This window comes from Mesorhizobium sp. L-2-11, assembly GCF_016756595.1.
In the GTDB taxonomy this organism is placed as follows: Bacteria; Pseudomonadota; Alphaproteobacteria; order Rhizobiales; family Rhizobiaceae; genus Mesorhizobium.
The window spans coordinates 39266-62315 of the sequence record NZ_AP023258.1 but is presented as its reverse complement, the minus strand read 5'-3'; the positions used below and the strand labels follow the sequence as shown (position 1 = coordinate 62315).

Annotated in this window: 20 protein-coding genes and 2 pseudogenes; 8 read left to right on the top strand and 14 right to left on the bottom strand. The window is 61.3% G+C overall.

What is annotated here, in order from left to right; translation table 11 throughout:
• Window positions 1–4: 4 nt before the first annotated feature.
• A complete protein-coding gene (traC, locus tag JG739_RS31835) occupies window positions 5–301 on the bottom strand; it encodes a conjugal transfer protein TraC (RefSeq protein ID WP_202367775.1) in 297 nt (98 codons plus the stop codon).
• 245 nt (window positions 302–546) lie between these two features.
• On the opposite strand from traC, the gene traA reads away from it, so the two are divergent.
• From traA to JG739_RS31810, 5 genes are all read left to right on the top strand, one after another.
• Window positions 547–3849, top strand: a complete 3303-nt coding sequence (gene traA / locus JG739_RS31830; protein ID WP_202367774.1) for a Ti-type conjugative transfer relaxase TraA — start codon at window positions 547–549, stop codon at window positions 3847–3849.
• Window positions 3846–4376, top strand: coding sequence for a conjugative transfer signal peptidase TraF (gene traF, locus JG739_RS31825; protein ID WP_202367773.1), 531 nt, complete (start codon window positions 3846–3848; stop codon window positions 4374–4376). Before traA ends, traF begins: the two co-directional genes overlap by 4 nt.
• Complete coding sequence (locus JG739_RS31820; protein WP_202367772.1) at window positions 4297–5532, top strand: conjugal transfer protein TraB; 1236 nt, start codon at window positions 4297–4299, stop codon at window positions 5530–5532. Before traF ends, JG739_RS31820 begins: the two co-directional genes overlap by 80 nt.
• A gap of 17 nt (window positions 5533–5549) precedes the next feature.
• Window positions 5550–6179 (top strand): TraH family protein, encoded by a 630-nt coding sequence (locus JG739_RS31815; RefSeq protein WP_202367771.1) that lies wholly within the window; start codon window positions 5550–5552, stop codon window positions 6177–6179.
• Window positions 6180–6557: 378 nt separating this feature from the next.
• Complete coding sequence (locus JG739_RS31810) at window positions 6558–6866, top strand: transcriptional repressor TraM (RefSeq protein ID WP_202367770.1); 309 nt, start codon at window positions 6558–6560, stop codon at window positions 6864–6866.
• Between the two features lie 8 nt (window positions 6867–6874).
• Here JG739_RS31810 and traR read toward each other — a convergent pair whose 3' ends face one another.
• Complete coding sequence (gene traR, locus JG739_RS31805; RefSeq protein ID WP_202367769.1) at window positions 6875–7579, bottom strand: autoinducer-binding transcriptional regulator TraR; 705 nt, start codon at window positions 7577–7579, stop codon at window positions 6875–6877.
• A 165-nt stretch (window positions 7580–7744) separates the two neighbouring features.
• Between traR and JG739_RS31800 the strand changes: the two genes are divergently transcribed.
• The 3 genes from JG739_RS31800 (at window position 7745) to tnpC (JG739_RS31790) (ending at window position 10189) form a co-directional block, all read left to right on the top strand.
• A complete protein-coding gene (locus JG739_RS31800; RefSeq protein ID WP_183445375.1) occupies window positions 7745–8131 on the top strand; it encodes a transposase in 387 nt (128 codons plus the stop codon).
• Window positions 8128–8472: an IS66 family insertion sequence element accessory protein TnpB gene (gene tnpB, locus JG739_RS31795; protein ID WP_183445374.1), complete on the top strand. Its 345-nt coding sequence runs from the start codon at window positions 8128–8130 to the stop codon at window positions 8470–8472. The genes JG739_RS31800 and tnpB (JG739_RS31795) overlap by 4 nt, the downstream gene beginning before the upstream one ends.
• 76 nt (window positions 8473–8548) lie before the next feature.
• Window positions 8549–10189, top strand: coding sequence for an IS66 family transposase (gene tnpC / locus JG739_RS31790; RefSeq protein ID WP_183445373.1), 1641 nt, complete (start codon window positions 8549–8551; stop codon window positions 10187–10189).
• Between the two features lie 46 nt (window positions 10190–10235).
• Here tnpC (JG739_RS31790) and JG739_RS31785 read toward each other — a convergent pair whose 3' ends face one another.
• From JG739_RS31785 to JG739_RS31730, 12 genes and pseudogenes are all read right to left on the bottom strand, one after another.
• A complete protein-coding gene (locus JG739_RS31785) occupies window positions 10236–11231 on the bottom strand; it encodes a tyrosine-type recombinase/integrase (protein ID WP_202367744.1) in 996 nt (331 codons plus the stop codon).
• Window positions 11221–12165, bottom strand: coding sequence for a tyrosine-type recombinase/integrase (locus JG739_RS31780; protein ID WP_202367743.1), 945 nt, complete (start codon window positions 12163–12165; stop codon window positions 11221–11223). The genes JG739_RS31785 and JG739_RS31780 overlap by 11 nt, the downstream gene beginning before the upstream one ends.
• Window positions 12162–13385 (bottom strand): tyrosine-type recombinase/integrase, encoded by a 1224-nt coding sequence (locus JG739_RS31775; RefSeq protein ID WP_202367742.1) that lies wholly within the window; start codon window positions 13383–13385, stop codon window positions 12162–12164. Before JG739_RS31775 ends, JG739_RS31780 begins: the two co-directional genes overlap by 4 nt.
• Window positions 13386–13509: 124 nt before the next feature.
• A pseudogene (gene tnpC, locus JG739_RS31770) lies at window positions 13510–14445 on the bottom strand (IS66 family transposase); the annotation flags it as partial.
• Between the two features lie 97 nt (window positions 14446–14542).
• Window positions 14543–14890, bottom strand: a complete 348-nt coding sequence (gene tnpB / locus JG739_RS31765) for an IS66 family insertion sequence element accessory protein TnpB (protein ID WP_202367768.1) — start codon at window positions 14888–14890, stop codon at window positions 14543–14545.
• Entirely contained in the window at window positions 14887–15330 is a 444-nt protein-coding gene (gene tnpA, locus JG739_RS31760) for an IS66-like element accessory protein TnpA (RefSeq protein ID WP_244750011.1), read from the bottom strand. Before tnpA ends, tnpB (JG739_RS31765) begins: the two co-directional genes overlap by 4 nt.
• Before the next feature lie 141 nt (window positions 15331–15471).
• Window positions 15472–17211, bottom strand: coding sequence for a pyridoxal phosphate-dependent aminotransferase (locus JG739_RS31755; RefSeq protein ID WP_202367767.1), 1740 nt, complete (start codon window positions 17209–17211; stop codon window positions 15472–15474).
• A gap of 138 nt (window positions 17212–17349) precedes the next feature.
• Window positions 17350–18168: pseudogene (locus JG739_RS31750) on the bottom strand (metallophosphoesterase family protein); the annotation flags it as partial.
• 1567 nt (window positions 18169–19735) lie between these two features.
• Entirely contained in the window at window positions 19736–21049 is a 1314-nt protein-coding gene (gene trbI / locus JG739_RS31745; protein ID WP_202367765.1) for an IncP-type conjugal transfer protein TrbI, read from the bottom strand.
• A 10-nt stretch (window positions 21050–21059) separates the two neighbouring features.
• Entirely contained in the window at window positions 21060–21515 is a 456-nt protein-coding gene (gene trbH, locus JG739_RS31740) for a conjugal transfer protein TrbH (RefSeq protein WP_202367764.1), read from the bottom strand.
• The gene (trbG, locus tag JG739_RS31735) at window positions 21515–22366 is read right to left on the bottom strand and encodes a P-type conjugative transfer protein TrbG (RefSeq protein WP_202367763.1); all 852 of its coding nucleotides are present in this window, start codon (window positions 22364–22366) and stop codon (window positions 21515–21517) included. The genes trbH and trbG overlap by 1 nt, the downstream gene beginning before the upstream one ends.
• A gap of 16 nt (window positions 22367–22382) precedes the next feature.
• Window positions 22383–23045, bottom strand: a complete 663-nt coding sequence (locus JG739_RS31730; protein WP_202367762.1) for a conjugal transfer protein TrbF — start codon at window positions 23043–23045, stop codon at window positions 22383–22385.
• Window positions 23046–23050: the final 5 nt, after the last annotated feature.

The window sequence follows — 23050 nt, the reverse complement described above, 5'->3', positions numbered from 1 at the left end:
CCGCTCAAGCCTCGCTACCGCTGCCCGCAGCCGCGCCAGTTGCGACCGTCGCGGGCGAAGCGCCGGCGGTCCCGCCGTCACCCGCTTTCCTCTTTCCGGACGCCTGTCCCTTGGCTCCGCGAAAGCGCCCGGCGATCTCCTCGAACGCCCCCTGAAGGGCGGCCTCCTCGATCTCGATCTCGCCGAGTCCAGCTTTCAGCGCGATCCGGCCAATGCGTTCGGCCTCGCGCGTCTCGGCCTGCCTGAGCTGGTCCTGCAGGCGGGCGATTTCTTCACGTATCTTCGATGACGGCTTCTTCATTCCGCTCGCGTCTCCCTAAATCTTGTGGCGTTTGTTTCGCCGCAAGACTTCCTCAAAAGCACGTCCGAAGGAACGTGCAGATTTGCACGTCGGCAAGGCCGACACTTTGGAGGATCATCCCGCCGTTCCGAAGGAGCGGATCCAAGGGCGCAATTATACGTCGCTGATACGACGCGTTGCGTAGAGGTCTGACACGGCCCGCCGCTCCCGACGAAAGAGGTTCGCATTCGGGAGCTTTTGTCGCCGTGGCCATCGCCCACTTTTCCGTCAGCATCGTCAGCCGCGGCGACGGCCGTAGCGCGGTGCTGTCGGCGGCCTACCGGCACTGCGCGAAGATGGACTACGAACGCGAGGCCCGCACCGTCGACTATTCGCGTAAGCAGGGGCTGGTCCATGAGGAGTTCCTGTTACCCGCCGATGCGCCGCAATGGGCGCGCAAGCTGATCGCGGACCGGTCCGTCACTGGTGCGGCGGAGGCCTTCTGGAACAAGGTCGAGGCCTTCGAGAAGCGCTCGGACGCGCAGCTCGCAAAGGATCTCACCATTGCCCTGCCGCTGGAGCTATCGGCCGAACAGAACATCGCGCTCGTCCGCGACTTCGTGGAAAAGCACATCCTGTCGAAGGGTATGGTTGCCGACTGGGTCTATCACGACAACCTCGGCAATCCGCATATCCACCTGATGATGACGCTGCGGCCGCTGACCGAAGACGGCTTCGGCGCGAAGAAGGTAGCGGTGCTGGGTGAGGGCGGCGAGCTACTCAGGACGAAAGCCGGAAAGATCGTCTACGAGTTATGGGCCGGCGACACGCTAGACTTCAACGCATTTCGTGATGGCTGGTTTGAACGGCTGAACCATCATCTGGCGCTGAACGGCGTCAACCTTCGCATCGATGGCCGGTCCTACGAGAAGCAGGGCATCGAACTCGTGCCAACCATCCATGTCGGCGTTGGCGCCAAGGCGATCCAGCGCAAGGCAACAGCCGAAGGATGGAAGCCGTCGCTGGAGAGGCTCGATCTGCAGGAGGAGCGGAAGGCTGAGAACCTGCGCCGCATTCAGGCCCGTCCGGAGATCGTGCTCGATCTCGTTACCCGCGAAAAGAGCGTCTTCGATATACGCGATATCGCCAAGGTGCTGCATCGCTATGTCGACGATCCGGCGGCGTTCCAGCAGCTTCTTGCGCGCATCATCCAGAGCCCGGAAGTGCTTCGCCTGCAGCGCGACACGATGGCGTTCGCAACCGGAGAAAGGGTGCCAGCCCGCTACACGACGCGGGAGCTGATCCGGCTTGAAGCCGAGATGGCGCGGCGGTCGGTCTGGCTTTCCGGTCGCGAGACGCACGGCGTTCCGGAGAAGGTGCTGGAGGCGACCTTTGCCCGGCATGCCCGCCTGTCGGGCGAGCAGCGAACCGCCATCGAGCATGTCGCCGGTTCTGCCCGCATCGCCGCTGTCGTCGGTCGCGCCGGCGCCGGCAAGACCACCATGATGAAGGCCGCGCGCGAGGCATGGGAACTTGCCGGATACCGGGTGGTCGGCGCAGCACTTGCGGGCAAGGCGGCAGAGGGGCTGGAGAAGGAAGCGGGGATTGCCAGCCGCACGCTGGCGTCGTGGGAGCTGCGCTGGAAACAGGGCCGGGACACGCTCGATGCCAAGACGGTGTTCGTCATGGACGAAGCAGGCATGGTCGCCTCGAAGCAGATGACCGGCTTCGTCGAGGCCGTCGTCAGGGCAGGCGCCAAGCTCGTCCTGGTCGGAGATCCGGAGCAGCTCCAACCGATCGAGGCGGGCGCCGCCTTCCGCGCCATTGTCGACCGCATCGGCTATGCCGATCTCGAAACCATCTATCGCCAGCGCGAGGACTGGATGCGCAAGGCCTCGCTCGATCTGGCGCGCGGCCATGTCGACCAGGCGCTTGCCGCGTATCGCTCACAGGGCAGGGTGCTTGGCTCGGAGCTGAAGGCACAGGCTGTCGAGAACCTGATCGCCGACTGGAACCGCGACTACGATCCGGCGAAGACCACGCTGATCCTCGCGCATCTGCGTCGTGACGTCCGGTTGCTTAATAACATGGCGCGCGAGAAGCTGGTCGAGCGCGGTATCCTCAGTGAAGGCCATGGCTTTAGGACGGCGGACGGCATCCGCCATTTCGACGCCGGCGACCAGATCGTCTTCCTGAAAAACGAGGGCTCGCTCGGCGTCAAGAACGGGATGATCGGGCGCGTCGTCGAAGCTGCGCCGAACCGCATCACGGTCAGCCTGGGCGAGGGCGATCAGCGCCGCCAGGTGACGGTCGAGCAGCGATTCTACAACAACCTCGACCATGGCTATGCCACCACGATTCACAAAGCCCAAGGCGCCACCGTCGATCGGGTGAAGGTGCTCGCCTCCCTTTCGCTCGATCGGCATCTGACCTATGTCGCGATGACCCGTCATCGGGAGGATCTGCAGCTTTACTATGGTCGCCGCTCCTTCGCCTTCAATGGCGGCCTGACGAAAATCCTGTCGCGCCGACGGCCCAAGGAAACCACGCTCGATTACGAGCGCGGCACGCTCTACCGGCGGGCGCTCGCCTTCGCCGAAAACCGCGGCCTGCACATCGTCCATGTCGCCCGAACGATGCTGCGCGACCGGCTTGACTGGACGCTGCGCCAAAGCTCGAAGCTTGCCGATCTGGCGATCCGCCTTCGCACGGCCGGCGAGCGCCTCGGCCTGCTGCAAGTCCCCATAACGCGAACCAAAAAGGAGGCCCGTCCGATGGTTGCCGGCGTGAAGCTGTTTCCGAAATCTCTGGGCGACGCCGTCGAGCAGAAGCTTGCGGACGATCCCGCCCTCAAGAAGCAGTGGGAGGAGGTCTCGACGCGATTCCGCTACGTGTTCGCCGATCCCGAGACCGCCTTCCGGACGATGAACTTCGACGCGGTCCTCGCCGACGGCCGAGCGGCGTCGCAGACGCTTCAGAACCTCACTATCAATCCGGCATCGATCGGCCCGCTCAACGGCAAGACTGGTCTTCTCGCCAGCAAGGCGGACCGCGAAGCCCGCCGCGTCGCCGACGTCAACGTGCCGGCGCTGAAGCGCGACATCGAGCGCTATCTTGAGGTGCGTGAGCGCGCCCTGCAGCGGATCGAGGGCGAGGAGAAGACGCTGCGGCAGCGTGTGTCGATCGACATCCCGGCGCTGTCGCCTGCCGCGCTGAGTTTCCTGGAACGGGTGCGCGACGCGATCGACCGCAACGATCTTCCCGCAGCACTGGGATACGCGCTCAGCAATCGCGAGGCCAAGCTCGAGATCGACGGTTTCAACAAGGCGGTGGCGGAACGGTTCGGCGAACGCACGCTGCTGACCAACGCTGCCCGCAATCCCACAGGCCAACTCTTCGACAAGCTCGCCGGAGGGCTCCAGCCCCAGGAAAAGGAACGGCTGAAGGAGGCGTGGCCGGTAATGCGAACAGCACAGCAGCTCGCAGCCCACGAGCGCACGACAGCTATGCTGAAGCAGGCCGAGGACCTGGCGCTCTCGCAGCGCCAGACTCCGGTGATGAAGCAATGACGAGGCGCGGGGTCACGGTGTTCCTTGCCTCGACCGGCAGCGTCATCGGCGCTCTTGCGGTAATCGGCCTCATCGGCGGCTTTCGGCTGAACCTGACGCCGAGCGAGCCACTCGGGATCTGGCGCATCGAGACGCTTCATCGACCCGCCAATGTCGGGGATCTCGTGTTCATCTGCCCTCCGGCCGGGGCGCAGTTCGAGAAAGCGCGACAGCGCGGGTATCTCCGGCGCGGACCCTGCGCCGGCGGCTTCGCGCCTCTGATCAAGGCTGTCGCAGCGCTCCCCGGCCAGCGCGTCGACATCGGCGAGGATGTCGAGATCGACGGCAAGGTGCTTGGCGCATCCCGCGTCCGCAAGACGGACGGGGAGGGTCGAGCGATCGATCCCTATCCCGGAGGCACCGTGCCGCCGGGTCATTTGTATCTCCAGTCATCCTTTGCGAGCTCCTATGACTCCCGATATTTCGGGCCGGTACCGGACAGCGGCCTTCTCGGCCTCGCCCGGCCCGTCTTCACTTTCGATCCGTAACCGCCGGCGCGGGCCGGTCCTGGTCGTCTTGTCGATTGTGGTGGGCACACTCGGCTGGAGCGGAACTGTGCTGACTCTCCCGGCCGCGATGATCTTACCGCTGCTCTGGGCGAAGTCGCCGTCGCGCCTCGTCGCGGCTGCCGTCTCGGGAGGATATTTCCTCGCCGCCTCGCGCGGCCTGCCGCAGGGTGTCGCGACCTTCTATGCCACCGATCTCTGGCCGGGCCTCCTGCTGTGGGTTATGGCTTCGGCCTGCTTCATCACCGTGCATGCGCTGCTCTGGACGCAGCATCCGGGAAAGGGAAGGTTGGTGCGGTATCTGGCGGCGGCGGTGCTGATGGGGGTGCCGCCCTTCGGCATCACCGGCTGGGCGCACCCTATGACGGCGGCGGGCGTGCTCTTTCCAGGATGGGGATGGTGCGGCCTGGTTGCGACTGCGGCCAGTATCGCGATGATGACATCGCGAAACTGGCCGGCAGCCGTCATTGCCATGGGAGGCTTTTGGCTCTGGTCCGCCGCAACGTGGACAGAACCTTCTCTACCGGACGGATGGAAAGGCGTCGATCTCGAACTGGGCCAGAGCCTCGGTCGCGAGAGTTCGCTCGAGCATCACCGTGGCCAGATCGCAACGGTTCGCGCTCGGGCAGCCGAGGGAAGCCGATTCATCGTCCTTCCCGAGAGCGCCCTGGGCTTCTGGACGCCGACCGTCGCGCGTCTCTGGCAGGAGGGTTTACGCGGGTCCGACATCACCGTGATCGCCGGCGCGGCCGTGATCGAGGCGGCCGGCTACGACAACGTCATGGTGGCGATCTCCGCCGACGAGGCGCGCGTCCTCTATCGCGAACGCATGCCGGTCCCGGTTTCCATGTGGCAACCGTGGCGGGCCTGGACGGGGCAGAGCGGAGGCGCGCGAGCGCACCTTTTCGCCAATCCTGTCGTTGAGCTCGATGGCGCCATGATCGCTCCGCTGATTTGCTACGAGCAGCTCATTCTCTGGCCGGCGCTTCAATCGATGCTGCATTTCCCGGACATCGTCATAGCGACTGGCAATGGCTGGTGGACCGCCGGCACCTCGATCGTCGCCATCCAGCAGGCCAGCGCAATCGCCTGGGCGAAGCTCTTCAACCGTCCATTGGTGACGGCCTTCAACACATGAGCACAGGAGAAACCGGCATGGTCGATGCCGCCCTCATCCAACAATGCGCCGATCGGGCTTTGAAGCCCGCGATCGTCGAGACGTTCATCGAGCGGGCGGGTTCGCAAGACCCGCTGGCCGTCACCGTTCGGTCGGGCAACCGGGTCGTGCTGGTTCCGAAGCCAACCACGCCGGACGAGGCGATGGATCTGATCCGCCAACATGTCGGCCGCAATATCGTGCGCGTCGGAATCACGCAATATCCGGCCGGCCTTGGCGTCGTGGAGGCGGGCGAGCTGAAGCCCGACCTCGTCGATGCCTGCGCCAATCTCCGCATGGGCACGGCGCTGTTCGCCAAGGTCTATCGGATCGTCACCAAATGGTACGGCAACCCAACCGACAAAGAGGTCCTGCCGCAGGTTTTCGACGACGCGATCATCGCCTGGCAGACGGGCTACTTTGAAGGCACGGCGGTGTTTCGGGCGCCGGACCCTGCAGAAGTGAAGCTGGTCGAGCCGACGCCCGCGAGGGAAGGCGAGACCGCCGAACGGGTTGATGGCAAGACGGAGGCTGGCGATTCCGATCCTGCGCGTAAGGCTGCCTCTACCGACCCGAACAAGGCGGGCATTCGGATCGACCTGTCGGGCATCGGCGCTCGTGAAAAATAGGAGCCATCACAAATAAACGATCAATGGATTGTCCTTGCTCAGTTCGCTGCCAGCTTTGTGACGGCCTCCGGCGTGTTAGCAATCTGCCCGAAGAAACGCGCCTCCACCCGGCCGGCGTCAGCTACCGCGGCGGAAATTGTGTCTTTGTGGAGCATCCAGTCCGATATAGTAGGTAGTTGTCATCATTTCCCTCCTGTTGTCGTGGCAGTGAATATCGTACTGCCGTCGCATTCTGGCGGCCGCAGGTGACGCGCACCTGGGCGGAGGGAGCATGGGGTCTAAAGGGCCGATTCATCTCGGATTCTAATCCCCGGCTAGAGTTCAAAGGGTTCGTTGTCAGCGGGGCGCACCGCAGACGAACCTAAGACTGGGACTGGAATGGAATCGGACATTGCGACATCGCAAGAAAAATTCGAGCTTCGACCCGTGGTCGGGCTCACGCGTGGACTCCCTTTGGCCGACCTGAAGGCTCTCACAATCGAGGCCATTCGAACCCACAGGCGTCTGGTGGAAAAGGCCGACGAACTGTTCCAAGCGTTGCCTGACGACTACAAGTTTGGAAAAGCGGCCGGTGGCGCTCAGCATCTCTGTTATATCGAAGCCAGCATCGAGATGCACGCGCAGATGAGCGTCGTGAACACGCTGATCAACGTCCTCGGCTATATTCCGAAGGCGTCGGTGAACTGAGCTTTAGATCAGATGAGCTTTCTACGGATGGTGAGAGCGGCGAGATGGGTCGTCGTGTGTACGTTGAAGCGCTTCTTGGTCTCAGCAAGCTTGACGCGCACGCTGTTATATTTGACGCCCTCCAGATCCGCCACTTCCTCCATCGTTTTGCCGACGGCGATCCAGCGAAGATACGTCGCTTCCTTGGGGTCAAGATAGGCAGCCTCTTCGACACTGGGCGTCGCCTGCAGGAAGGCGATACGTGCGTGGAGCTGTGCGACCGCCGTCGCGGCGGCAACGGCGTCGATCTCCCGGTCGAGCTGGATCGCCAGCTTCTCCGAGGCCAGGGTGAACATCGACATCGAACCGTTCGCCGTCTTGACGGGGATGGTGATGCCGGAGCGGATCCCGAAATCGGCCGCGTGCGCATAGAACGAGCGTTCGGCTTTTGAAAGCCGCGGCCTCTCCTGCTCGCCGCTCCACGTGAAGGTCCGCTTCATGGATTTCGCGCGTCCTACAACCGGATCGAGCGCAGAATAGTTTCGTTCGAAGTACACGGACTGCCATTCTGGATGATAGCTCGAAATCGCAAGCATATGGCCGGGCTGAATGTTGAGATAGGCATAGCCGCCAAAGCCGATCTGTTCAGCAAGGCCCGCCAGAGCATCCTTGAGGTTGCTTTGATCACCTTCGACGGCGGTGAGATCGGTCAGCTTATCCAGCCAGTGCTGCATTCGTTTTCCTCCGTATACGCGTCGGCGATTTCGGTAGTGCCCCGATGGCCGGCAAAGGCGGCAAAAACGGGTCTTCAGCTCCTATGTGGTAAGCGCGTAGGCGTCCCCACGTAGCGTGCAGGCGGTTGATCGCTCATTTTCAGCATGAATCATGCGGAGAATCCTATGAGCGACAGTATGAGCCATCATCGAACATTCGAGATTTTGACGGCGGAGCCTGTGCCGTCCCGACGCAAGCCGCGCCATCGGTCGGACGAAGAGAAGGCACGGCTTGTCGCCGAAGCGTTCTCGCCAGGGGGCAATGTCTCGGCGGTTGCGCGTTCCGAGGGGCTGGACCCCTCGCAGCTCTATGCGTGGCGCCGCAAGGCGCTTTCGTCGGGCATGGTTGCGCCACTGACGGAGGGAGCGAGCAAGCCGGCGAAGTTCACGCGCTTTGAAGCGGTGGGCAGCGACACGGTGGAAATCGTCATTGGCGACGCAGTGGTGCGCGCCGGCGGCGATGTCGATCCCGATCGCCTGGCGAGGATCATCCGCGCGGTTCGTAAGGCATGATCGCTTCCGGTGTGGTGGTTTACGTGTCGTGCCAGCCGGTCGACTTCCGCAAGGGCGCGGCATCTTTGATGGCGCTGGTCAGGGATGGCGGCCTGGACCCATTCTCGGGGGCACTTCACGTATTCCGTTCGAAGCGTGCGGACCGGGTTCGCATCGTGTGGTGGGACGGCAGCGGGGTTTGTCTTTATTCGAAGACTCTGGAAGATCACAGCTTCTGCTGGCCGGGGATATCGGCCGCGCGCATGCGTCTCGACCACGCCCAGTTGATGGCGCTTCTGGCCGGACTGGACTGGAAAAAGATTCGTCCGGCCAGGGTCAGGCGGCCGTTATCGACGGGCTGAAACCGGCCTGCGGCAAGATGAATCATGCGGCTGGAACGGTTGGGAAAGCGGCTGTTTTTGTGCTCTGTTGCTTGCCATGGTTCTACCGGGTCTTGCCCTTCCCGACGACGTTGATGCGCTGAAGGCGATGATCCTTTCCATGGCTCGCGAGCAGGCTGCAAGCGAGGCCCGGATCGCAGTCGCCGACGCTCGGATCGCAGCATCTGAGGCGGAGGTCGCCCGGCTGAAAGCTGTCGAGAAAAGCGCCAGCGAGCGGATCGCCAATCTCACGTCAATCCTGAAAGTTTTACAGCGCACGCAACATGGCACGCGTTCCGAGCGGCTACGCCTGGCCATCGACGACGAGCAGGCCTCCTTTGCCTTCGAAGAGGTCGAGACCGGCCTTTCGGAAATCCGGAGCGAACTCGACCGCGCGGTCGGGAACAAGCCGAAGCGCGCCCCGCGTCCGCGCAAGGGCTTTGCTGCCCACCTCGAACGCATCGAGGAGGTCGTCGAGCCGGAAATCCCGGCCGACTGCGAGGGGCTTGAAAAGGTTCTGATCGGCGAGGATCGATCCGAGCGGCTGGACGTCGTGCCGCCGAAGTTCCAGGTCATCGTCACGCGCCGTCCCAAATACGCCTTCCGGGGCCGTGACGGCGTGGTCCAGGCTCTGGCGCCGGCGCACATCATCGAAAGCGGGCTGCCGACGGAGCGGCTGCTCGCCTATATCGCCGTCTCCAAATACGCCGACGGCCTCCCGCTTTATCGGCAGGAGGCGATCTATCTGCGCGACGGCGTCGAGATCAGCCGGTCGTTGATGGCGCAGTGGATGGGGCATCTGGGCTTCGAGCTGCAGATGCTTGCTGATTACATACTGGAGCGCATCAAGGAGGGCGAAAGGGTCTTCGCCGACGAGACGACCTTGCCCACCCTTGCCCCTGGTTCCGGGAAAACCACGAAAGCCTGGTTGTGGGCCTACGCACGGGATGACCGACCCTATGGCGGAACCAGTCCGCCAATGGTTGCCTATCGTTTTGAAGACAGCAGAGGTGCGGATTGCGTGGCGCGCCACCTCGCCGGATTCAGCGGTATCCTGCAAGTGGATGGCTACTCGGCCTATACCAACCTGGTCAAGGCACGGGCCAAAGCCGGCAGCAATGAAACAATCCGGCTCGCCGGGTGCTGGGCTCACCTGCGGCGCAAATTCTACGACCTGCACATCAGCGGGGTCTCGCAGGCCGCGACGGATTCGATCATCGCCATGACCGAATTGTGGAAGGTCGAGGACGAGGTCCGCGGCAAGGATGCCGGAAGCCGCGCCGCGCTACGTCAGGAAAAGTCCGTGGCCATTGTCGCGAGCCTCTTCGATCTATGGGAAGCGGAACTGGGCAAGGTCTCCGGAAAATCCAAGACCGCCGAGGCGATCCGCTACGCGCTCACCCGGCGGGAGGCGCTGGAACGCTTTCTGATGGACGGTCGCATCGAAATCGACTCCAATATCGTCGAGCGTGCAATCAGGCCCCAGACGATCACGCGAAAGAATAGTCTATTCGCCGGCAGCCACGGCGGTGGACGAACCTGGGCGACGGTAGCCACCTTGCTGCAAACCTGCAAAATGAACAGCGTCGATCCGCTCGACTGGCTCTCGCAGACCTTGACCCGCATCGCTCAAGGCTGGCCGGCATCCGAAATCGAAATGCTCATGCCTTGGAACTTTAGGCCTGACGTTATCGGCTGACCGCTTACGCTTGCACCGCAACATAAAATTCCACTTCACGACCGCGCTAGAGAGCCTTCAGGAAGGCCATTAGGGACGGTAGCGCGCGCTGGGAGACCGTGGTTTGTTGGTCAGAGATGTCGACCCGAGCCAGCGCCTTGGCCTTCATTTCCATATCGACTTCGGCGTAAACATGCGTCGTGTCCAGAGACACATGGCCAAGCCAGGCACGGATTGTGTTGATGTCGACGCCAGCGCGCAGCAGGTGGACTGCAGTTGTATGTCGGATCGTGTGAGGACTAACGCGCTTCGTCTCGATCGACGGCACTATTTTGCTCGCCAGCTCGGCATAGTGGGTCACGAGTCTGTGGATCCCGAACCGCGTCAATGGCGAGTTGATCCGATTCAGGAAGACCGGATCCCGCTTGCCACGTCCCTCGACGAGCTTCGATAGGGTCGTTGCAGTGGCTGGCCATAACGGACATGATCGGAACTTGTTTCCCTTGCCGTGCAGTCGCACCGACGATTGCCGGCCCAGCTGCAAATTGTCGACGATCAACTGCGCCGCTTCATCGGCACGGGCACCGCTATTGTACAAGAACAGAAGCAAAGCGTAATCGCGATTGCCAAGAGGCGTACGACGGTCCGGCTGTGCCAAGAGGGCGTCCATCTCTGGCTTCTCGAGATATCCTATCATGGCCTTGGCGGTCTTCTTGAACGGCATCGCTCGTACTTCGCCGGACCACGCGATGTGGACCGGTGAGTGCATGCCAATGAACCTTGCTAATGAGCGTATGGTTGCCAGCCTCTGGTTTCGAGTGACCCCGCTGCACTTTCGATCGCGTTCCAGGTGATCAAGGAACTGACGGATGATTGACGGTGTCAGATCCTCGACCGACATTCGATCAATGGGACGCGCCGCGTGATTGCTGGCAAACGGAAGCAAGAGCATCAAGGTGTCGCGGTAGCTGGCCTGAGTGTTTCGGGACAGATTGCGTTCAGCCACCAGATGTTCAAGGAGGAACCGCCGCACCCATGGTCCCAGGAGCATCTCATTCTTCATGGCTGCCCTCCATCGCATACTGGGCGAAGCGTTGGCTGGCCGCCTCCAGGAGTTCAGGCGTCATTTGCAGATAACGTTGGGTCGATCGGATGTCGATGTGACCAAGGAAGGTCGCGAGTTGCGGGAGCAATCGTTGGACGTCCTCGCCGGAATGATACCATGCGACGACACGGTGCACGGCCGCTGTGTGGCGAAGATCATGGATACGTGGAGGGCGCAGTTCGCCGATCGGGCGTTCGATTCCGGCGGCTCGGCGGACATGTTGGAACATGGTGACGACACTCTGATAAGTCCACCCTCGAATGCCGCGCGACGCGAATAGCGGCGCCGCCTTTCCCTGCGGCATTGGCAGCAAGCCACGACGCTCGAGATGCGCGGCCAGTTCTCCAGACAGCTTCGGTCCAATTGGAACCAGCCGAGTCTTGAAGAATTTGGTGCAATGGATGGTGATGACGTCTTCGACGAGGTCGACATCCTTCAAGGTCAAGCGCAGGGCCTCGCCGATCCGCATGCCTGTTCCGTAGAGGAGCAGGATCATCGTACGGTACATCGCCGGTACATGCTGGCTGTAGCCCGTTCGCAAAGTCGACGTTGCCTCCAGTAGTCGGCGCAGTTCCTCGGTCGAATATACGTACGGCGTCTGCTGCGGCGGCAGGTTCGGCAGAACTGTCGGCAGAGGCGAGCGATCGGCATATCCGCGGCTTATTGCGAATCTAAAGAGGCCACTCAGCACCCTGTGTTTGAGTGCCCACGTCGCGGTCGGCCCCTTGTCTCCATTGAGGAAATCAATGACCGATTCTGGGGTTACTTCGCCGATCTGTCGATCGCCGACTGCTCGCCCGAAGTGATGGAGCAAGCGGCCGGCAGACTCGAAGCGCATGCCCAGTGACCTTTGCCGGGCGAGGTAGACATCGATGACGTCGATCAGCTTCATAGGACGTCTCCCAAATCGAAGGCGCCAACTTCGCGAAGAGCTGTCATGTTCACTTTTGCGTAGACACTTGTTGCCGCGGTGCTGCGGTGTCCAAGATGGTCGCCGATCTCTTTGATGGTCAGCCCCTCAGCAAGCAAGCGAACTGCACAGGCATGCCGCAGCGCATGCGCGCCCCGATGCGCCGCTTGAATGCCAAGCGCGACAAATCGCCGATTGGCGACGCTATAAATGCTAGCCGCCTTCAAGGCCCGTTGAGGCGCCTGCATACGGAGAAAGACTTCTTGGCACGACGACGGCGGCCGCACCGTATCAACGTAGCGCGCCAATGCTTCAGCAGCAGAGGGCACCAGCGGATAGATCTGGGCTTGTCGTCGCTTTAAGCGGAAAAGCCGAAGAGTTCGCCCCGCCCAGTCGATTTGGTGGAGCTGCAGTGCGGCGACTTCGCCGCGCCGCATACCATATACAGCCAGCAGCAGTAAGATCGCGCGGTCCCGGATGTCGCGGGGCCGGTCCGTGTCGACGGCGGCCAACATCTTCTGGACGTCAGACCAATCCGGGGCATATGGCAGAGACTCTTGCTGATAAAGCCGAGGCCGCGATATTGACCTCGCCAAGCGGTCTGAGCACCACGCCTCTTTTGCCGCGTATCGCAGAAATGCGCGCAAGGCGGAGGCGACATGTGCAATCGAGACACGACCCCAGCGCCCGGCTCCTTGGGTCGCTATATAGTTGTCGATGTCTTCTGCCCTCAAATCCTTGAGCTGACGGTTCGCCTGTTCGCACCACAGTAAGAATCTGCCGGTCATGCTCCCCCATTGCTCCACCGTCGACGGTGTCAAACCGCGTTCGTCACGCATCCAGGCGACGTACCGGTCGAGTTGCCCCTGGTATGACAATATGACAGTGGGTTCACGCCACCAGCCGAGGAACTTCAGCCAGGGGCGCCCGATATCGATGACCCGCCGTGCAGCGGTAGCCGCACCGCGAAGATCCTGCCGAGCCTGCGCGATCGGTAACAACTCCGCCATGCCGACTCCGGCCGCGGCTTCTGGACCGAGATGTAGCGCGATCCACAGGAGTTCGTTGCGTTTGACCCTAAGAACTTCAGGCCTAGCTCCGTGTGCGGCGCAGTGGTGCAAATAGCGGTTCCGCTCGTCAGCGAACGGCACTTCCAGAAATAGGGCATCAGCGGCTTGGTTGGAAAAGGAAAAGTGATCCATGGCGAACCTCCAAACGAGAAAAGGTCCGGCAGCCAAACTCGCCATTTATGTTGCGTCAATCGGCCCCAAATACTCAGATGACAAAGGGAATAGGTCAGCAAGACCACATATGGCTGGCCGCAACATAACCGCTATAGGCGTCGGCCTGCAGGATGCCGGTGAAGTCTTGCAGATGGCGCTCGGGGTGATCCTGTCGTCGATCACGCGAAGCGTAGTAGAGCGCGGCCGGCGGCGAGGTTCCGCCAAACGGCCGGTCGTCACGGACATAAGTCCAGATGTGGCCGGTGGCCGTATTGCCCTTGGCCAGGATGGGCACGGTGGTGTCGTCGCCATGCAGCCGCTCGGCGGCAAGCACATGGGTCTCGATCAGCGCATGCAGCGGCTGCAGCACCAACGCGCAGGCGCCGACCTGGTCGGCCAGCGTCGACACGCTCAGATCGATGCCCTCGCGGGCGTATCGTTCGCTCTGCCGGTTCAGCGGCTGATGCTGACCGAACTTCTCGAACAGGATCATCGCCAAAAGGTTCGGGCCGGCGAAGCCCCGCGGGGTTACGTGGAAGGGGGCCGGCGGCTGCGTGATCTTCTCACATTCCCGGCACGAGAACTTTTCGCGCACCGTCTGGATCACCTTCCACTGGCGCGGGATCACTTCCAGCGTCTCCGTCACGTCCTCGCCCAGCTTCGACAGTTTCACCGATCCGCAGCAGGGACAGCTTTCGGGCGCGGCGATGACGACGCGCTCGCGCGGCAGGTGCTCTGGGAACGGCTTGCGCGACGGCCGCTTGCGCTCGAACGATTTGACCGACTGCGTCTGCGCCGCCGCTTTCTCGGCGGCCAGCTCGTCCTCGGTGGCTGAGGTCTCCAAATCCTCCAGCTGCAGCTCCATCTGTGCCAGGAGCCGCTCCTTGCGCTCCGAGCGGCTGCCGTAGAGTTCGCGCCGCAGCTTCTCGATCTCCAGCTTGAGGTATGCGATCAACGCTTCTGTCGAGGAGCTCACCGCTTGAGCACGCGCCGCAACGGCCTCCGCCTCCATGCGCGCGGCCCGCTCGGCGAGGATCATCGCATGGGCGCTAGCAAGGTCGGACGGAAGCGAATCAGGGGCGGATTTCACAGGCCCGAGCGAATCACATCCTCCCCCGATCGCAAAGACAAAACCGCTATCCCATCGACGTCGGGCGCCAGGTTTCCTGCGGATTTCGCCAGTCGATCCCGGAGAGCAGATAAGCGAGTTGGGCAGTCGAGATCGTCACCGCGCCGTCGGCCGGCGATGGCCACAAAAAGCGTCCCCGCTCCAGTCGTTTGGTGAACAGGCACGCCCCCTGGCCGTCGTGCCAGATGACCTTCAAAAGATCACCCCTGCGGCCGCGGAAGCAGAACACATGACCGCTCAAGGGATCGCGCTTGAGCACCTCCTGGACCTGCAGAGCCAGTGACGGAAAGCCCTTCCTCATGTCGGTGTGACCAGTGGCCAGCCACACCCGAACGCCAGTCGGGACCGGAATCATCCTTGGCGCGCCAGAACCCTCAGAACACGGGCAAGAGCGTTGTCATCGACCTGATTGTCGACCCGCACGAGATAGCCATCAGAGAACTCAATCTCGATCCGCCCCGCGCCCGGCGCAGGAGCACTGGTCATCCTTGGCGGCGAAGATTCTGTCGCTGCCGCGGCGTCGTCGACGACTTCAACCGGCAGAAAGGCCCCGGCCGCACGAGCGCGTCTCACCCCAAAGGCGCGACGCCAGCGATAAATCAGCGACCGATCGAGATCATGGCGGCGCGCCACCTCGGTCACCGTGACCCCGGGCTCCAGCGTTTCTGAGACAAGCTGCTCCTTCAGCGCCGTCGACCAACTCCGACGCCGACCTGTCCCACTCACAATCTCCATCCGATGAATGGACACGTGGCTATCCTCGCTGCTTGCATCGTGGTCATGAAAATCAACCACGACAACAGCGCTTCACGTCCTCACAAACAAGGCGGTCCTCACCGGGTGCTAACCTTCGCCATTCGTCTGAATCATTTCGAAGAGCTTTTTACGACGATTGTGGCTAAGCGACATGCTTCCCTCTCGCAGCATTTGACAAGACTAATCAGTTCGAGGCGCAAATGTTACATCAGAGCATTTGCCCTTAGAGGTGGTAGTTAAGTGGCTTAAGGTGCGCTGCAGAATTTTTGTCAGCTCTTCGTTCTCCTCCCGACTTCGAACCGTTAGCCGAAGATATCGATCTGCATCGTTCATGGCTTGGTAGCCGCATTCTCTTACAAGGACGGATTCGAAGAGAATGAGATGACGCTTGAGTTCGGCAGCGGATAACGAATTTTCAGGCAGCCGGCATAAGATGAAATTCGTTTCCGAAGGCACGACGTCGAGGCCCGGTACCGTCCGTAGTCCCTGGATGAAGTGCTCTCGATCCTCTCGCAATGCCCTTAGACTGGCCTCCAGTTCCTCTGCGAATTCGGGCAGCAGGAACAGCGTGTATTCCGCGATACCGTTGATGTTCCACAACGGCAGTTTCCGGCGCACGGCAGCAATGAGCTCGGTATCGCCAGCCATGAGATAGCCGAGCCGGATTCCACCGAGACCGAAGACCTTTCCAAGGCTCTTCACTACGATCAGATTGTGAAAGGACGGCACCAGATTCTCAACGCTGTTTGAACGGCCGTCAGCGGGAAAATCAATAAACGATTCATCCACGATCAGTCGTCGCCCGCGAGAACCTAGAGCCTCGGCCAACCATGCCATGTCAGCATAATCAACTAGTCGGCCGGTCGGATTGTTAGGATTTACAACGATTGCTGTATCTGCGCCTGTCGCTATTGCGAATTCAAAGAAAGCTCGAACATCGAGATCGAAATAGGGCGGACTGAGCACGAAGTTCTTCTTTCGTTCGTTATTGAGCGGTGTTTGAAAGCCGGCGAATGTCGGGGTGGGAATCGCAATTACGGGGTTCAGCGTCGAATAGAGCGCTTGTATGAGATCAGTGACCCCGTTTCCGACTGCAATGAAGTCCGGTTGCTGCGAGGTCATCGCGCCAACAATTGAAGCGATGTCAATCTGCTGAGATGGATAGCATGTTAATACGCCTTCGAGCCTCGTCGCTAGCCGGTCGTAAAAAGTCTTCGGAGGGAATCGGGTGTTGCAAAGAAGCATGTGCTCAGCGATTGGCTTACGCCAATATCCTCCGACGCTGGTCTCAAGACGCCGCGGCAGGTTCTCCTTGTCACACCGAAATTCCGCTATGGAGACATCGACGCCGTCGCAAACATTGAGCAGTTCGGAGCCAGCATTCAGCTCATCCCCAGGGAACGCGATCTCCAGCCGGGACAGACCCAAGGCTAACTTGCTAAAGGTCTGATGTGGAACGTCAGATGCCGTCACGTGGCTTTCGAGCAAAAGATTCCGTAGAACATTAGCACTCAATCGATAAATACCAGTCGGTGCGTCGGGCCGCCAAGCAGAGCCACGCAATCCGCTGTCCGTATCGATTCCGTGAAGGACGTCACTGTCGAAAAGCGGTGTTCCCCATACCAGGAGAGTATCGCCCTCATAATCCCGTACTCTCTCAATGAGGCCGCTGTCAGGCAAATCCCCCCACGAAAGAATAGTTGTGCCGAACCGTAGGCGAAACCTATCGAGTGCGTCACTTCTAGCGTTTTCAACCAGAATGACATCTTCAGTGCTGTTTTCGAAACATGCGTTGATGAGGCGATCCAAAAGCGGCTGACCGTTGATCGGGACTAATGGTGCATCGTAACTACCACTCCACAGATGTATTTTGGGCGCTCTGAAATCGAGGATAAAAAGAGCGCGAGTTACATTTGCCATTTCCAGGCTCCTCTTTTTGCAAGAAGCAAAGCGTGAATGAAACCAACAGATAGCGATCGACGTATCCACATGATGGCGTTCACATGGGTGTTATCCGGAACCTGTAGGGGGCTTGGCTTCGGGCGATGCTTCGATTGCAACCGTGGTCACCATCTGACGCCAATCTGCGACGCCGTCGAGGTCGACCGCGACGCGCTCGAACTGTGCGATGCTGGTGAACTTCTCCTCAATGTGGACGGTTCTGTCATCAGCGATCGTAATAAGACTCACCGATTTCGGACCGGATTCGTTGATGTCGCGCCCCTGGGGCATGCCAGGCATCACGATCGTGCAGCGTCCGGTACTGATTGACCGCTTGTAAATGTGACCGAGCGCCCAATAGTCGAACTCCGTCGCCTCCAGATCCGAGACGTTGCAGGGTGCGTAGGGATCGTGCCCCAATGTTCCTGAGAGGCTGGTGTGCAGGAGACCGATGTTCACAGCGCCTTCGACCCGTGGCTTGTACTTTCCAACCAGACTTTCAGGACACTGGGCTTGCGCAAAGCTAAGCCCGTGAATAACCACAGGGGTCGCTCGATCCCCCAATTCGAGCGAGATAGCCTCTGGGCGCCCACCGTAGACTTTTACGGTTTCCGGGTACGTCAGTTCTCTGGTGATCTTCGACAACGCATCGTGGTTGCCCCGGATGATGAACACCCGGACTCCGGCTTGGTCCAGTCGCCGGATTTGCTCGGAAAGGAACCGCGCAGTTTTCATGGAGGTCTGATCCCCGTCATAGAGATCACCTGCGAGAAGAAGCGCGTTGACCTGCTCGGATAGGCAGAGATCGACGATATTGACAAAGGAACGCCGCGTCGCGTGGCCAATCAGTTCGCCTAGTTCCGGTTTGCGCAGCGCCAGGGACCGAAGAGGCGAATCCAGATGAATGTCCGCCGTATGAACAAATCGAAAAGCCATGCCCTACCTTTTGACTTCGCGCGATCCCGAAACAGATACTGGGCTGCGCTTGGGTTCATGCCTAGGCTGCCAATCTCTCGCGATTTCAGGTTTCCACAGGCTAATGACAGATGCGCGAACGCGCGCAATTCCATTTCCTCCCCTCTCTCGGCCGAAACGGCTGGCAAAGGAGTTCGGTGGAGACGCGATGCGCGTTGTGGTGGACGTCAACGCCTGAGGTGTCCCGCGCCTCGGCGCACCGCAGTCCTCGTGCCCAAAATAACATGCGGATAGACCGCCGCCACGCAGTCGGGTCCATTCCGGTCCCGTGAGCTGTCTCCGCGGTCATCGCGCGAGTGATGGGTCGCTGTTTCAGAGCGTCAGCGGAGCTGGTTCGGGTGCTGAACCGAGCCCGGCGGAACCGGGCGCAACAATGAGGGGAATTCGACATGTTCACGCGATATCGAAATCAGAAGCAGCGCGAAGACCTGTTCGACCCGGCCACCTCCCATCAGATTTCAACGCTACCCTAGAACGTACCGCCAGGCACGTTACAATGCAGGCTGGCGGTGCCGAGGAGTTCAACTTCTGCAACTCGATCTGGCCATTTTCGCCAAAGCAGCTCTTTCTACGCCATAATCCGAGAAACTACGATGGGTCCGGGCTTGCGCTGACCAGGTCCGCTGCCCGAGGTACGCTAGAAACCCCCCTAATTTCCTTTCATCTGCTTCCCCCTGCCCCCGCTCACGCTGCACCTGCGTGGGGAAGCAGATCGGCCCGTGCGCGAATTCTGCGCATAAGGAGGGTGACTATGCCGAAATTGACCAAGAGAATCATTGACGCACTGCAGCATGACCCGCACCGCGACGGGTTTTTGGGACACCGAGGCCGGAGGATTTGGTGTCCGCGTTGAAGCGGTCAGGCATCAAGACATTCCTGATCCAGTACCGCAACAGAGAGCGCAGAACGCGGCGCTTCGTCATCGGTCAATATGGGATCCTGACGGTCGAGGTGGCGCGGGACCTCGCAAAAAGGAAAGCTCGCCTCCGTTATCGACGGCGGCGATCCCTCGGCAGAGCGTAGCGCGGCTCGCGAAGGCGAGACGTGGCGGAGGTCTGTTACTGGTACTTGGAAGGCGGAAGCCGGTCGGCTTCTGGGCCGAAACAGGCGCCCCTTCAAGGCCTCATCGGTGGGGTGCCTCGCGTCTTTTCTACTCCATCCGCGCCAGCTTGTTGCCTTCGGCGTCACCGCAATCAGCGTCTTCATCGGCACGGCGGTCGGCTTCATCGCCGCCTATCTTCGTTGCGCCGCTGGCAGAAGACTTGCAGGTGCCTATCATCGCAACCCATGCGAAGGCTGCCGGTCTCAACGTCGCAACGATTGGCCAAGCTGGTCGATCCGGCCGATACCTAGGTCTATGTTTCGCCTTGGTGGTTGCGGGGCTTCATGACTGGCCATCGTTCTGGAAAGATGGTCATCGCTGTTCGAAGTCTCCGGCCTCTCCAAACCCTATGGCACTCAGGCCGGGTCAAGGGTCGAATTGGCAGGCAAACCTCGACCGAGGCCGCTCCGCCTTCACGTCCCGTCGTCAACCTTTGTAGATGCCCGGGAAAACGACGTCCTGATCGACCAGCACATTGAACTTGTAGCCAGCGCGGATCTCGAGCGTCGGCTGTACGTCCATGTTGCGCTGGATCGTCCGATCGGCGACACGCCCGAAGGTCTCGGCGAAGTTTCGTCTGGCGGCATCCGAGGCCGTGTCTTGCGTTTCGAGTGAGGAGCTCTGCGGGAGCGCCATGTCCATGCCCGTCCCGATCATCGCGATGAGAATGGCTGAGCCGAAGGTCTGAAGCCACTTCCGGTCGACCTTGTCGCGGAAGCCGCTGTAGCCTTGGGCATCAGAGCCCGCCATACCGCCGATCTGGAGCGTCGAGCCGTTCGGGAAGATGATGTCCGTCCAGACGACGAGCACGCGGCTCTGACCGAACGACACCTTGCTGTCGTAGCGCCCGAACAGCTTCGTTCCCTGCGGGATGAGGAGGCGATGTCCTGTCGCGGAGTCATAGACGTTCTGGCTCACCTGGGCGGTGATGCGACCGGGAAGGTCGGAATTGATGCCCGTGATCAGCGTCGCGGGAATGACCGAGCCACGCTTGAGCTCATAAGGCGACTGCTGCGGGACTACACGGTTCGGAAGGTAGCCGAGTTCCTTGAGGTCGGCATTGAAGAAGTCCTCCTTGGCGCGCTGGGCGTTCGGGTCGACGTTGACGCCGCCGAGACCAGTGCGCAGCGCTGCCGCGTACAGGTCGGATGCGCCAGGCGTCGTCGCGGTCGAAACGCCATTCGTCGTCGTGGCCGCAGCGGTCGGGTCCCCTCCCCGCCCGTCGAACTTGCCGCGGTCGACCGCGATCGGGGAGTCATAGGCGGCGTCATTCGCCTGAAGCCGGGCCATCCTCTGGCGATGCCGCTCCCGGAGATATTGTTCTTCCTGTTCTCGCTGCAGGCGCGCTCGCCAGACGTGTTCGGATTCCAGCTCCTGGGCAGGCCGCATTTCTTCCTTGTGGCCGGGCTGTGGCGTGAACGGATTGACGGAGCGCTTCTCACCTTGCGTCTCGACAGGTGTCGGCTGCAGCGTCGTCGTCTGCTGCGGTTCTCCGATGATGGCGTCGCCTACACCTCGCTTGAGCTGATCCGCAAAGGTCGAGGCCGGATTGCCGGAACCGTCGGCCGGGCCGGAATTCTGGCGGACGAGCAGGCCGCGCGACGTGAGACCGTAGAAGATCACGCCGAGGAAGGCGATGACGAGTACGGTCACGATGATGATCGGCAGTCGATTGATTCGCCGGATGCCGGCCTCGGACTCTTCGTTCGGGGCACCGCCGAGTTTGAGAGATTGGACCACAGCTCCCCTCCTACCCGCGACGCATCACGGAGAGCGGGCTCGCCGGTGATGCGCCCGTCGTAGTTATCTCATAGGCACGACCGAGCTCGGCACCGCGCGTCGACAGCCGCGCGAGGACCTGGCCCTCGAACGGCTCGACAACATAGGCGAGCGGGACGATCGTCGTGCCGCTGTCGGTTGCCTGGTCGGTAACGACCGCGTATCCCCATCCCTTGAGGGCCGACTCCAGAGCTTGCCCGAAGGGCGAACCATCCTGCTTCAACGCGATAGTTCCGCTGCCCGGCCCGACGTGCTCGGCAAGGCGGCTTACCATATCGCCGGCGATCGAAGTTGCGGCCGGTCCGGAGATGTCGGCTGGCGCGTTACTGGCGACGAGGCCGCCCGGGCCAAGGCTCTGGCAACCGGAAAGGAAAACCGCGAGCGTGACCGCAACGGCGAAGGAGCGAAACGAGCGGGAGATAGGCATCACCGCCCTCCCCGCCGGATCGTGATCTTCTCCTGTTTCCAGCCGACGCCGGAGACGAGCACCGCCTTGTCGACATGATAGTCGACGATCATCATGTCGTTCTTCATGCGATAATTGACGATGCGGTTCTGGCCGCCGGAGATGACGAACAGGACCGGCGCGTCCTGGCCGGAGATCGAGCGTGGAAACTGGATGTAGGTCTTGATGCCATCGCTATAGACGCGGCTGGGCCGCCATCTGGCGCTGCCCGAAATCGCATAGCCGAACTGCAACTGCTCGGCCGGAACCCCGGCGCCGGGGATCGTGCTCGCTTCCATGCGGGCGTTGACGTCGGCGAGCTTCGTTGACACGTCCTCGGGATATTCGAAACCGACGCGCGCCATGTACTGCGTCTGATGCGACTTGAGCTGGATGTGATAGGTGCGTCGAGAGGTCGTCACCACCATCGAGGTCACCAGACCGGGTTCGGAGGGCTTGACGATCAGGTGGATCGCTTGGCCGCCGGCGGCCCCGGAGGTCGCGGGTTCGACCTTCCAGCGTACCGTGTCGCCGACGAGAACATCGCGCACAACCTCACCGGCCTCAAGCTCGATATCGCACACCTGCAGCGGCGAGCATACGACCGAGGGCTGGATCTCGCCGTAGAGAAAGACGACCTTTCCGTCCGCGCCTTTCGTGACAAGTCCGCGCGACCCACGCCACTGGCCGGAAATCCCGATGCCCTTCGCCTCATTGGCAGTCACTCCATCGGCGAGGGTTTCCGAAGAGAGGAGGAAGGGCGACGCCATTGTCGTGGATACGATCACGAGGGCGTTCAGCGTGGCCCGGGCTATTTTGGTTCTGAAGTTCATATGCGGGCCATGCCTTTCAAAGTTGCGCAGTCCAGTCGAAATCGCGCAGATACAGACCGATCGGGTTGAAGCGGATGATGGCCTCGTCCTGTGGAGGTGTAAGCGTGACCGTGGCGACGCCGCGGAACCGCCGAACGGCGGTCTCCTTGCCCTTGCGGTCGCGTTCGAACTCGGTCCAGTCGATCTGGTAGCTCTGGTTGGACAGCGCGACGATGTTGTTCACCTCGATGGCGACCGTCGCGGTCTTCGCTTTCTCGAATGGCGAGGAGGAGCGGAACCAGGCGTTGACCTTTTCGGTGGCCGGATCGGAGGTTCTCAGATGCGAATAGGTGCGATCGATATACTGCTTCTGAACAACAGCATCCGGCGTCACGCTGCGGAAGTTCGAGACGAAGCTGCCGAGCGTTGCCCTGACGACGCGGGAATCGGCATACTCGATCTGCTCCGGAAAGCCGGCGCTCGAGGCCGTGCCGAGCTTGTCGACCTCGACGATGTACGGCACCAGCTTGACCTGCGTGCTCTGGAAGAGCGCATAGGAAAAGCCGATCACCGCCATGGTCATGCCGGCGATGCCGACAAGGCGCCAGGCGGCGGCGGCCTTAACATAGGAGCCATAGCGTTCGTTCCACTCCTGTCGGGCGGCAAGATAGGGGTTTTCGGGCGGATTGCCTGAGGCCATGCCGT

What these genes read in the sequence shown, in the direction of transcription:
- tnpB (WP_183445374.1), top strand. Translation starts at nt 8,128, where the DNA reads ATGATCGCTTCCGGTGTGGTGGTTTACGTGTCGTGCCAGCCGGTCGAC.
- trbG (WP_202367763.1), bottom strand. Translation starts at nt 22,366, where the DNA reads ATGAACTTCAGAACCAAAATAGCCCGGGCCACGCTGAACGCCCTCGTG.
- JG739_RS31800 (WP_183445375.1), top strand. Translation starts at nt 7,745, where the DNA reads ATGAGCGACAGTATGAGCCATCATCGAACATTCGAGATTTTGACGGCG.
- JG739_RS31780 (WP_202367743.1), bottom strand. Translation starts at nt 12,165, where the DNA reads ATGAAGCTGATCGACGTCATCGATGTCTACCTCGCCCGGCAAAGGTCA.
- JG739_RS31755 (WP_202367767.1), bottom strand. Translation starts at nt 17,211, where the DNA reads ATGGCAAATGTAACTCGCGCTCTTTTTATCCTCGATTTCAGAGCGCCC.
- JG739_RS31730 (WP_202367762.1), bottom strand. Translation starts at nt 23,045, where the DNA reads ATGGCCTCAGGCAATCCGCCCGAAAACCCCTATCTTGCCGCCCGACAG.
- traC (WP_202367775.1), bottom strand. Translation starts at nt 301, where the DNA reads ATGAAGAAGCCGTCATCGAAGATACGTGAAGAAATCGCCCGCCTGCAG.
- JG739_RS31810 (WP_202367770.1), top strand. Translation starts at nt 6,558, where the DNA reads ATGGAATCGGACATTGCGACATCGCAAGAAAAATTCGAGCTTCGACCC.
- JG739_RS31820 (WP_202367772.1), top strand. Translation starts at nt 4,297, where the DNA reads ATGACTCCCGATATTTCGGGCCGGTACCGGACAGCGGCCTTCTCGGCC.
- trbH (WP_202367764.1), bottom strand. Translation starts at nt 21,515, where the DNA reads ATGCCTATCTCCCGCTCGTTTCGCTCCTTCGCCGTTGCGGTCACGCTC.
- JG739_RS31775 (WP_202367742.1), bottom strand. Translation starts at nt 13,385, where the DNA reads ATGGATCACTTTTCCTTTTCCAACCAAGCCGCTGATGCCCTATTTCTG.
- traR (WP_202367769.1), bottom strand. Translation starts at nt 7,579, where the DNA reads ATGCAGCACTGGCTGGATAAGCTGACCGATCTCACCGCCGTCGAAGGT.
- JG739_RS31815 (WP_202367771.1), top strand. Translation starts at nt 5,550, where the DNA reads ATGGTCGATGCCGCCCTCATCCAACAATGCGCCGATCGGGCTTTGAAG.
- tnpC (WP_183445373.1), top strand. Translation starts at nt 8,549, where the DNA reads ATGGTTCTACCGGGTCTTGCCCTTCCCGACGACGTTGATGCGCTGAAG.
- JG739_RS31785 (WP_202367744.1), bottom strand. Translation starts at nt 11,231, where the DNA reads ATGAAGAATGAGATGCTCCTGGGACCATGGGTGCGGCGGTTCCTCCTT.
- tnpB (WP_202367768.1), bottom strand. Translation starts at nt 14,890, where the DNA reads ATGATTCCGGTCCCGACTGGCGTTCGGGTGTGGCTGGCCACTGGTCAC.
- traF (WP_202367773.1), top strand. Translation starts at nt 3,846, where the DNA reads ATGACGAGGCGCGGGGTCACGGTGTTCCTTGCCTCGACCGGCAGCGTC.